At 70.2% G+C, this 10,388-nt stretch carries 11 protein-coding genes; 7 read left to right on the plus strand and 4 right to left on the minus strand.

Annotated features, from left to right (window positions below):
- Together OG439_RS27905 and OG439_RS27910 are read right to left on the minus strand one after the other, a co-directional pair.
- Complete coding sequence (locus tag OG439_RS27905) at nt 1-576, minus strand: hypothetical protein (RefSeq protein WP_326943775.1); 576 nt, start codon at nt 574-576, stop codon at nt 1-3.
- A gap of 324 nt (nt 577-900) precedes the next feature.
- A complete protein-coding gene (locus OG439_RS27910) occupies nt 901-1,689 on the minus strand; it encodes an SDR family NAD(P)-dependent oxidoreductase (protein ID WP_326943776.1) in 789 nt (262 codons plus the stop codon).
- Between the two features lie 121 nt (nt 1,690-1,810).
- Between OG439_RS27910 and OG439_RS27915 the strand changes: the two genes are divergently transcribed.
- From OG439_RS27915 to OG439_RS27935, 5 genes are all read left to right on the plus strand, one after another.
- Complete coding sequence (locus tag OG439_RS27915) at nt 1,811-2,422, plus strand: TetR/AcrR family transcriptional regulator (RefSeq protein ID WP_326943777.1); 612 nt, start codon at nt 1,811-1,813, stop codon at nt 2,420-2,422.
- Nucleotides 2,423-2,519: 97 nt separating this feature from the next.
- Nucleotides 2,520-2,873: a RidA family protein gene (locus OG439_RS27920; protein WP_247056313.1), complete on the plus strand. Its 354-nt coding sequence runs from the start codon at nt 2,520-2,522 to the stop codon at nt 2,871-2,873.
- Nucleotides 2,866-3,519: a helix-turn-helix transcriptional regulator gene (locus OG439_RS27925; protein WP_326943778.1), complete on the plus strand. Its 654-nt coding sequence runs from the start codon at nt 2,866-2,868 to the stop codon at nt 3,517-3,519. The genes OG439_RS27920 and OG439_RS27925 overlap by 8 nt, the downstream gene beginning before the upstream one ends.
- Nucleotides 3,516-4,475 (plus strand): pyridoxal-phosphate dependent enzyme, encoded by a 960-nt coding sequence (locus OG439_RS27930; RefSeq protein WP_326943779.1) that lies wholly within the window; start codon nt 3,516-3,518, stop codon nt 4,473-4,475. Before OG439_RS27925 ends, OG439_RS27930 begins: the two co-directional genes overlap by 4 nt.
- Before the next feature lie 279 nt (nt 4,476-4,754).
- On the plus strand, nt 4,755-5,963 hold the full coding sequence (locus OG439_RS27935; RefSeq protein ID WP_326943780.1) for a L,D-transpeptidase: 1,209 nt from the start codon (nt 4,755-4,757) through the stop codon (nt 5,961-5,963).
- A 64-nt stretch (nt 5,964-6,027) separates the two neighbouring features.
- On the opposite strand, the gene OG439_RS27940 is transcribed toward OG439_RS27935, so the two are convergent.
- Nucleotides 6,028-6,861: an enoyl-CoA hydratase/isomerase family protein gene (locus tag OG439_RS27940; protein ID WP_326943781.1), complete on the minus strand. Its 834-nt coding sequence runs from the start codon at nt 6,859-6,861 to the stop codon at nt 6,028-6,030.
- Between the two features lie 106 nt (nt 6,862-6,967).
- Here OG439_RS27940 and OG439_RS27945 point away from each other — a divergent pair, with 106 nt between their 5' ends.
- Nucleotides 6,968-7,381, plus strand: coding sequence for a winged helix-turn-helix transcriptional regulator (locus tag OG439_RS27945; RefSeq protein ID WP_326943782.1), 414 nt, complete (start codon nt 6,968-6,970; stop codon nt 7,379-7,381).
- A gap of 208 nt (nt 7,382-7,589) precedes the next feature.
- Entirely contained in the window at nt 7,590-9,272 is a 1,683-nt protein-coding gene (locus OG439_RS27950; RefSeq protein WP_326943783.1) for a DUF4832 domain-containing protein, read from the plus strand.
- A 196-nt stretch (nt 9,273-9,468) separates the two neighbouring features.
- On the opposite strand, the gene OG439_RS27955 is transcribed toward OG439_RS27950, so the two are convergent.
- The gene (locus OG439_RS27955; RefSeq protein WP_247056333.1) at nt 9,469-10,254 is read right to left on the minus strand and encodes an AfsR/SARP family transcriptional regulator; all 786 of its coding nucleotides are present in this window, start codon (nt 10,252-10,254) and stop codon (nt 9,469-9,471) included.
- Between the last annotated feature and the right edge of the window lie 134 nt (nt 10,255-10,388).

The following is a 10,388-nucleotide window of genomic DNA, read 5'->3' on the forward strand; positions in this document are numbered from 1 at the left end:
TCAGTCCTTTTCTGCTTCGAGTTCCAGCGGGCTGACCCAGAAGAACTCACCCTCGCTGTCGTAGTCGTAGATGACCACGCGGCTGCCCAGCCCGAGGTTGCCTTCCCCGGCGAGCCGGATGGAGATGATCGCCAACGCCCCGTCGGCGGCGGCCACTTCGGCCTGCCCGAAGTCCTCGGTGACGGTCGAGGTCCGCACAACGGCAACCCGGCCGACGAAGTCCCGCCGGCTCGGCACGGCCCCGGCGAAGACGCGCCGCAACGGCACGACGACCAGCCGGGTCCCGAGCGCCCCTCCCACGAGCGCGGCGACCAGCACGCCAAAGCCGAGCCCGACCCGCAGGGGTGTGCCCACGCCGTCGATGAGAACGGTCCCGACGAGGCTGAGGAACCAGCTGAAGGCGACGAGCAGCGACAGCGGGATGGGCAGCGGAACCCCGCCGAAGAAGCCGATTTCACCGTCCTCGACGTCGAGCACCCCGACGAGGGCCAGCACCCAGTACCCGATGACGACGATCAGCAGGAAGCTGAAGAGCACGGCAGGAAAAGCTAAAGCCGCGGTGACGAACCCGCTCATCCGACGTCGTTTCCTTCCCCCAAGGAAGGGCCCGGCACTCCAGAGCCCTGGCCAGCGACTATAACCGGCGGGCGAGAGCGGGGAAGAACATTTCGGACACGAACCGGTCACACCGGCGTGCCTCCGCGGAGCTGTCAGGCGCGCGGCCATGATGCCCCAGCACGCCGATGAGGGTGTGCAAGGCGTTCAGGAACCGGCTTACGCTGAAGATCAGCACCGAATACCGCGTCCACAATGGACCGGCGGGCGCCGACCCGGCGTTGCCGGGGACGAAGTACCCGATCACCCCGAGCACGAGGTGCAGGCGGGGGTTCGGCAGGACTCTTACGGTGTCTTGAGGATGCCCCCGTCGACGGTCCAGTTGGAGCCCACCGCGCTGGGCATCGCCGGCGATGCCAGCAGGAGCACCGCCCGGGCGATCTCGGCGGGCTCGATCAGTTTGCCGGTCACCATTCCCGACTGCTCGGGCATCGCCGCGAGCACCGTCTCCTGGTCGATGCCCATGCTCGCCGACAGCCTCCCCACGTAGCCGTCCGGACTTGTCAGGATCGCGGTCCGGGTGGCGCCGGGGGTGACGACGTTGACCCGGACGCCCGTTTCTCCCAGCTTCTCCGCCAGCCCGCGGGAGAACGCGCTCAGCCCGGCCTTGGCCGCGGCGTACGACAGCGGCACCCCACGCGGGTCGCGCGCGGAGCTCGAGCTGATGTTCACGATCGCGCCTCGCGCTCGCGACAGCGCCGGCAGTGCCGCCCGGGTCATCTCCACGGCGGCGCCGAGGTTCAGCGCGAGGACGTCGCTCCACACCGCGCCGGACCCGCCGATGGGGTCGAGGAGGTCGGCCTCGGCCACATCGCCGCCGCCGGCGTTGTTGACGAGCACGTCGAGGCGCGGGTCGGCCGCGAGCACGGTGTCGAGCACCCGCTGCGGTGCGCCGGCGTCGAGGAGGTCGGCGGACACGAACGTCGCGCCGGTGGCTTCGAGCTCGGGAGTGCTCTTCCGCGACACAGCAACGACTTCGGCGCCTTCGGCGAGGAACGCCTCGACCGTCGCCAGTCCGATGCCCCTGCTCGCCCCCGTGACGAGGACGCGCTTGCCCGCAAGATCCAGATCCATGATGACGTTCCTTTCGCGTCTGACTTGACTACACAAATGCTACACGAGAGTCTCATTTAGTCCAGGAGTCGAGGCGACAGTGCTTCGAATGTAGGCTGATCCGGGACGAGGAGGGGTTCGGATGAGTGCAGACGCCGAACCGCGGCGCTTGCGGGCGGACGCGGAGCGCAGCACGGCGCGGATCCTGGCGGCCGCCGAGGAGGTGCTCGCCGTCGACGCGAACGCCACGCTGGAGCGGATCGCCGACGCCGCGGGACTCGCGCGCGCCACCGTCCACCGCCGGTTCTCGTCCCGCAAAGTGTTGCTGGAGGCGCTGACCGGCGTGCTCAACGAGCGCTACCTGCGGGGCCTCGACCAGGCGCGAGTGGCGACGGCCCCACCGGTCGCGGCGCTGTACCGGCTGACCGAGCTGCTCTTCGAGCTCAAGGTCGGCAGCCGGGCGATCATGGAACTCACCGCGGACCCGGCCACCCAGATGACACCCATGAGCCCCGAGGTCACGGCCGGGCTCGAGCTGCTGTTCAAGCGGTTGCGCGAAGCCGGCGAAATCACCGCCACCGACACCGCGTGGTGCTGCGCCATTTACCTGGCCGTCGTCCACGAGGCAGCACGGCTGCCGACGGACTCCCCGGCGCTGGGTACCGCGGCGGGCGAGGTGGGCGCGCGGGCCGACCTGACCTACCGGACCGTGCTGGCCGCACTGGGTGGCGACCGGCCGCACGTTGCGCTTTAGCAGGAAGGGTCGCCCCGCCGCCGACGTGAGGGCCTGCTCGGCAACGGCGTGACACAGGCCATCTGGACAGTTCGTCCACTCGATATACGCTGAGTCCATGAGCAACGAGCACCCCTACCCGCCGGCCTTCCGCAGCGGCGATCTGGTTTCCGTGTCCGGGCGGCTCGGTGTCACCGGGACCGGCGAGCTGGTGCCGGGAGGGTTCGATGCCGAGTGCCCGCAGGCCTTCACCAACCTCGACGCCGCGCTGCGGTCGGTGGGCGCGAGCCGGGCCGACGTGGTGAAGGTCGTGGCCTACCTGACCGACATCGCCGACCGGCCCGGCCTCAACGCCGTCTACGAGGGGTTCTTCGCCGAGCCCCGGCCCGCGCGCACCTGCGTCGGGGTGGCGTCGCTGCCCTACGGCGCCGTGGTCGAGGTCGAAGCGCTCGCCCGGGTGCGGGATGCCTGAGGTCTCCGAGCGGGACGCGATCCTCGCGGCGCTCGCCCCGGTCGCCGACGGCATCGCCGCGACCCTCGGCTCGTTCTGCGAGGTCGTCGTGCACGACTTCCGGCAGCCGGACAGCTCGGTCGTCGCGATCGCCGGGTCGGTCACCGAACGCTCGGTGGGCGGGTCGATGAGCGAGATCGGCATGGGCCTGCTCGCCCGGGGTGACGACGCCGAGGACCAGCTGAACTACGTCACCCGCACCGCATCCGGGAAACTGGTGAAGTCCTCCACGATGCTGGTGCGCGACAGCGGCGGCGCGGTGTTCGGCGCGCTCTGCGTGAACCTCGACGTCACCGCGCTGGGCCGGCTGCGGACCCTCGTCGGCGAACTGGCCGACGTCGGCACGACCGCGGAACCACCGACGACCACCTTCGGCGACGACGTCGACGCCGTGGTCGACGCGATCGTCGACGAGCACCAGCTGCGCCTGAACAAACCCTGGGCCGCGCTCAGCCGCGACGAGCGGCTGGACCTGTTCCGCAGCCTGCACGCCCGCGGCGTGTTCGCCGTGCGGCGGGCGGTGCCGCAGGTCGCGGCCCGGATCGGCATTTCCCGTGCCTCCGCCTACAACTACCTCGCCGACATCCGCGCCCAAGGAGCACCATGACCGCGCCCGTGACCCTCGACGACATCCGCGACGCCGCCGCCCGGCTGGCCGGCGTCGCGCACCGGACCCCGGTGGTGCGCTCCCGCACCCTCGACGACCTCGTCGGCGCCGAGGTGCTGATCAAGTGCGAGAACCTGCAACGCATCGGGGCCTTCAAGTTCCGCGGCGCGTACAACGCCGTCTCCCGCCTCACACCGGAGCAGCTGGCCAAGGGCGTGGCCGCCTACTCCTCGGGCAACCACGCCCAGGCCGTCGCGCTCGCCGCGCGGGAACTCGGGAGCAGCGCGGTGATCCTCGTCCCCGAGGACACCCCGAAGTCCAAAGTGGACGCGACCCGGGGCTACGGCGCCGAGATCGTCACCTACGACCGGTACACCGGCGACCGGGTCGCGATCGGGCAGGCGCTGGCCGCCGAGCGCGAGCTCGCGCTGATCCCGCCCTACGAGCACCCGCACGTCATCGCCGGTCAGGGGACCGCGGCGCTGGAACTGCTGGAGGAGGCCGGTTCGCTGGACACGCTGGTCGTCCCGGTCGGCGGCGGCGGCCTCATCGCGGGCAGCTCCACGGCCGCGAAGGCGCTGCAGCCCGGCATCCGGGTCGTCGGCGTCGAACCGGCGGCGGGTGACGACACCAAGCGGTCGCTGGCGGCCGGCGAACGCGTCGCGATCCCCGTGCCCCACACGATCGCCGACGGCCAAGCCGCCGAGATCCCCGGCGAGCTCACGTTCTCGATCAACCGGAACCTCGTCGACGAGATCGCACTGGTCACCGACGACGCCATCCGGGACGCGATGCGGTTCGCCTTCGAGCGGCTGAAGCTCGTCCTCGAACCGAGCGGGGCGACCGGGATCGCCGCCCTGCTGAGCGGGCAGATCACCGCGCCGGGCCGGGTCGGCGTGATCCTCAGCGGCGGCAACATCAGCCCGGAGCGCTTCGCCGAGCTGCTCGGCGGCTGATCCGTCGGGTTGCCCAGCAGCGGCCGCGTGAAGAGACGTGAGACGACGTGGGCGTCACACGTAGGGGATGCGGCATGATCACCCAGCCCGAGAAACCTCGGGCTGGGTGGGTACCCCGTCCGGCTGGGATCGGCATCAGGCGATGCCAGCCGGACGCCGACGACAGGTACGGAACCGGCGAGGCTGCGAGCGGCTCGGACGACCGGCGGCAACTCGTCCACGAGTGACCGGATCGTGACGCAACTTGGCGCGGGGTCGAACGTCTGATGGACCGTGAGAGTGATCCGCATCGCCGGGCTCGGCCTGGTGACCCTGCTGTTGGCCGCGTGTAGTGGACAGACCGAGACCGACGGGACTGCGCAGGCCGTCGGAGCGGTCGGAGTGGCCGGGACGGCGACGGTGCCCGGGATGCCGGCCGCGACGGTGGCGTTCGAGGGCGGCGACCAGCTGAGTCCGAAGGACCCGATCGTGGTCAGGGCGTCGGGTGGCACGTTGCAGGCGGTCACGGTCACCAACCCGCAGACCGGCAACGCCGTCAAGGGTGACCTGTCGCCGGACAAGACGACCTGGACCAGCGCGGACAACCTGCGGTACGGGGCCACCTACCAAGCGGTCGCCACCGCGGTGAACCAGGCCGGTGCGGCGACCGAGCAACGCGGCGAAGTGCACACGCTCAAGCCGTCCGGGGTCGCCACCGCCTCGCTGTTCCAGCCGGCGTCGGGTGACATCGGCGTCGGCCTGGTCCTCGGGCTGAAGTTCGACCACGACATCGCCGACAAGGCCGCGGTGGAGAAGTCCTTCAAGGTGACGTCCTCGCCCGCGCAGGGCGGCGGCTGGTACTGGGTGAGCAAGCGCGAGGTGCACTTCCGGCCGAAGGAGTACTGGAAGGCCGGCTCGACGGTGAAGCTCGAGACCACGACCTTCGGGATGCCGATCGGGGGCGGCGTGTACGGCGGCCAGGACGTCTCGGCCAGCTACAAGGTGCACGACTCCTGGGTCGCCAAGGCGGACGGTAAGACGCACCAGATGAAGGCGTTCCACAACGGGCAGCTGGTGAAGACCGCGCCGATCAGCATGGGCAAGACCGTCGACACCCCGCCGCGGGGCCCGACGCCGACGTTCAACGGCACGCACACCGTGCTGTCGAAGGTGGACCACACGATCATGGACTCCTGCAGCTACGGCGTGTGCGAGGGCGACCCCGGCTACTACAAGGCGCCGGAGAACTGGGACGTCCGGATCTCCAACGACGGCGAGTACCTGCACGAGAACCTGAAGACGGTCGGGGTACAGGGCAGCGACAACGTCTCCAACGGCTGCCTCAACATGAACACCGAGAACGCCAAGTGGTTCTTCGACAACTTCAACACCGGCGACGTCGTCGAGGTCACCAACTCGGGCGGCCCGCAGCTGTCGATCAACAACGGCCACGGCGACTGGGCGATCAGCTGGAGCGCCTGGCAGGCCGGCAGCGCCCTGCACGGCTGAGAACTGCCATTCGCGTTTCCCCTCACACGCACGGGACCGACGTCGACGGTCGATTCCTTGACGCTCAGCGGGCGATGGTGCGCATCAGCGTTTCGAGGTCGCGCTCACCGTCGCGTGTCTGAACCCCGTTCGGCAACGCCGCGGCCATCAGCTTCTGCACGGCGGGCGATTCGACCTGGGACGCCCAGGCGTCGTGCTCACGCAGGTACCCGGCGGTGAGGTCGTCGGCGGGCAAAGCCTGCTTCACCGCGGCGATGACCCCGTCGGGCAGCGCGGCGATGTTGCGGGCGATCCGATCGACGAACCCGCGCAGCTCGGCCGCCGGCACGGCCCGGTTGATCCAGCCGTACGCCGCGGCGGTCTGCGCGTCGAACAGGTCGGCGGCCAGGACGATCTCCAGAGCGCGGTTGCGCCCGACCCGCTCACGCAGGTACTGCGTGCCGCCACCACCCGGAACGATGCCCATGAGCGCCTCGATCTGACCGAGCCCGGCCGTCTCGGCCGCGGCGAAGGCCATGTCCGCGGCCGCGACGAACTCCGCGCCACCGCCGCGGGCCTTGCCCGCGAGCTCGACGATCGTCACCTGCGGCTGGTGACGCAGCAGCTCGCCGACGGCCTGGAACACGTTGACCCCCGCCGGCGCCGCCTCGGCAAGCGCGTCGAGGGCGTCGGCGTCCTCCAGGATCAGCATGTCGACGTGGGCGAGGAAGAACTCGGGGTCGGCGCCGGCGAAGACGATGACCCGGACCGACGGGTCGTCGCGGAGCCCGTCGAGCAGCGTGCGCAGCTCCCGCATCATCGTCGCGCCGAGCACGTTCACCGGCGGGTTGTGCAGCACGACGCGGGCGACCCCCTGATCGGTGCTCACGTGCAGGGTCGAGTAGGGCTGTTCGGTCATCACGGATCCCTCGCGTTACTGATCGGCCTGTAGGTTTGCGATGCATACCCATGCTGGTCAGCACGACGGTGAAGATCAAGAACGCACTTTGGGAGAACCAGGGATCATGAGGGATACCTACCTGCTCGGCGCGGCCGCGGACGTCACCGGCGGCCGGGTCGTGTTCCGCTCGGACTGCCCCAGCCGGCCGATCCTCGACCAGATCGCGGACAAGTGGTCGATGATGATCATGGCGGTGCTGGAGCGGCCGACGCGGTTCAACGAGCTGATGCGCCGGCTGGAGGGGGTCACGCAGCGGGTGCTCACCCAGTCGTTGCGCCGCCTGGAACGCAACGGGATGATCCGCCGCACCGTGCTGCCGACCTCGCCGGTCGGCGTCGAGTACTCCCTGACCCCGCTCGGCGAGTCACTGCGCGAGCCGTTCGGTCACCTCTACTCCTGGACGGTCGAACACAGCCCGCAGATCCAGCAAGCCCAGCAGGCCTACGACCACGGCGCCGATTCGAGGTCCACGCCGTGAACCAATTGTGAAAGCGCTTTCTCACGTGAGCTTCACTCATTCACGAACGGGCGGGAAATGATCGATTGACCGTGTGGTCCGCATCCTGACCCCGGATATTGACCCCTGCGGCGTGCGCGTCTAACGTTCGATCACTGTGGTCGGCTCCACCGAAGACGTCTTCCGCTGGGTGACGGCAGTCGCTCCGCGGGCGGGAACGGAGAAGCGCGTGCCGAAGATCGTGCGAGCCCTCGTGTTGGCCGTGGTCCTCACCGGTGTCGCGGCCGTTCCCGCCGCCGCCGCGATCACCGCTCCGACGGTGACCAGCACCGCCACCACCGTCACCTACCAGATGGGGTACACCGGCGCGCCCGCGTTCGCGCGGGTCTACCTCGACGTGGACCGGAACACCGGCACGGGGTTCGCCCAGGGTGCGGTCGGCGCGGACTTCCTGTTGGAGAACGGATCCCTCTACCGGCACGCGGGCGGCGGATGGGCGTGGACGCCGGTGAAGCCGGTGCCGTTCACGTCGTCGGGCGGGATCGCGCGCTGGACGGTGGACCGGGCCGACATCGGCGAATCGGCGAGCCCGAACGACGCCGACGTGGTGTTCCAGGTGGAAGCCCCGGTGGAGACCTCCGCCAAGATCACGTACACCTACACCGGAGGTGCGAGCGGTCCGGTCTACCAGCCTTCGGCCGACCTCATCGCCAATCCGGAACGCGGGCTCTACCACCACACCCAGGACTGCGACAAGGCCGACTTCTCCGCCGACACGCTGCGCCAGTACCGGGTCTCGCAGGGCATCACGCTGGTGATGTGCATCTTTTACCTCGCCGAGTACAAGTCCACGCCGATCGCCCAGAGCGCGTTGGACCGGCTGGGCCGGCAGTTCGCCGCGGCTCGCGCGGCGGGGGTGAAACTGGTGCTGCGCTTCGCTTACACGGCGTCGGACGCCGGAGACGACGCGCCGAAGGACCGCGTGCTCGGGCACCTGGACCAGCTCGCGCCGTACCTCAAGGCGAACGCGGACGTCATCGACGTGGTGCAGGCGGGGTTCATCGGCGCGTGGGGCGAGTGGTACTACACGCAGAACTTCGGCAACGCGGGCGCGATCACGTCGGCGGACTGGGCGAACCGCAAGGCCGTCGTGGACAAGCTGCTGAGCGTCCTGCCCGCCACGCGGGCCGTGCAGCTGCGGACACCGAAGATCAAGCGCACCCTCTACGCGGGCGGCAACACGCGGCTGGGCCACCACAACGACTGCTTCCTGGCCGGCGCGGACGACTTCGGCACCTACGAGAACCCGTCCGTGGAGTACCCGTACCTGGAGGGCGAGACCCGGACGGTGCCGATGGGCGGCGAGACGTGTGCGCTGAACCCGCCCCGTTCGGACTGCCCCACGGCCACGGGTGAGCTGTCGCGGTTCCACTGGACGTTCCTCAACACCGACTACCAGCAGGCGGTCCTGCAGTCGTGGGCGGCCCAGGGCTGCCTCGCGGACGTGACCAACCGCCTCGGCTACCGGTTCACGTTGCGCGACGGCACCTTCCCGGCCACCGCCGTGCGCGGATCGGGCCTCGCGATCCGGCTCGGGCTCACCAACGACGGCTACGCGGCGGCGACCAATCCCCGCAGCGTGGCTTTGGTGCTGCGCAACACCGCCACCGGGGCGGTGACGCGGATCCCGCTCGCCGCCGACCCCCGCACGTGGCTGCCCGGCGCGCAGACCGTGGCGCAAACCGTGGCGGTGCCGTCGTCGCTGGCCCCCGGCACGTACGCGCTGCTGCTGGAACTGGCCGATCCCCTGCTGCCCACCCGGCCCGAGTACTCGATCCGGACGGCCAACACGGGCCTGTGGGACGCGGCTACCGGGTTCAACGACCTCCGGTCCTCGGTGACCGTGTCGTAGCGACGACGATGCGGCGGTGCCGTCGGGCTTGCGCGCGGCCGGGTCGAGGCCGCACGCAAGCCCGACGCTGCGGCTCAGCAGGGGTCGATGTGCCAGACCGGCGTCCAGTTGTAGTTCTGGTTGTCGGACTTCGCATCGCTGGTAGCCGGCCGCGGCCGTGTACGTCGCGTCGACCCATTGCCGGGCCTGAAGAACCTCAGCCGAAGATTCGGGTGTGGGCCGTGAAGACCGCGTCGCCCGGGAAGTCGCCGCGGAGGATGCGCTGGTGCAGTTCGCGCAGGACTGCTCCCGGCTCCACTCCCAGGGTTTCCACCAGGTGGCGGCGGATCTGCAGGTACGCCTCCAGCGCTTCGGCCCGGCGGCCCGCGTGCGCCAGGGCCCGCATCGCCTGTGCCCACAGGCTTTCCCTCAGCGGGTTCCGTGCCGCGAGCTCCCGTAGCTCCGACGCCGCCTGGTCGTGTTCGCCCAGTTCCGCGTGCACCTGGGCTTGGCGCTCGGCCAGCGTGGTCCGGCGGTCCTCCAGCGCCAGCAGTTCGGCGTGCAGCAACGCCCCCACCCGCAGGCCTTCGCCCGCGCGGCCGCGCCACAACGCCGACGCCTGCTGGTAGTACTCCAGCGCGTCCGAATACCGGTGGAGCCGGGCGGCCGCCTCGGCCGCCGACGCGTAGCGGTCGAACAGGTCCAGGTCGCGTTCGCCGGGCTCGACGCGCAGGAGATAACCACCCGCGCGGGTGAGCAACCGGTCCTCCACGTCACCCGCTTCGCGGAGGCAGCGGCGCAGGCCGGCGACGTACGTGCGGAGGTTCGACTCCGGGCTGGCCGGCGGGGTGTCCCAGACGGCTTCGGCCAGGTAGTCGACGCTGGCGAGTTTGTTCGCACGAACCAGCAAAGCGGCGAACACGGCACGCTGCCGCGGCCCGCCCAGCTCCGCGGTCCGCCCGTTTCTTCGCGCCTCCAGCGGTCCGAGCAGGTCGAATCGCATCGAGTCCCCCTAGTCTTCCCCTCGTTACACATAGTGCTACGCCGGTACCTCAACGCACAACGGCAGTTCGGGAAACGCGGTCCGGCGTCACAGTGCCGGGCCTGGGCGGAATCTGGGCAAGATCTGGGCACGGC

Origin of the sequence: Amycolatopsis sp. NBC_01307 (assembly GCF_035975215.1) — a bacterium.
Lineage (GTDB): Bacteria > Actinomycetota > Actinomycetes > Mycobacteriales > Pseudonocardiaceae > Amycolatopsis.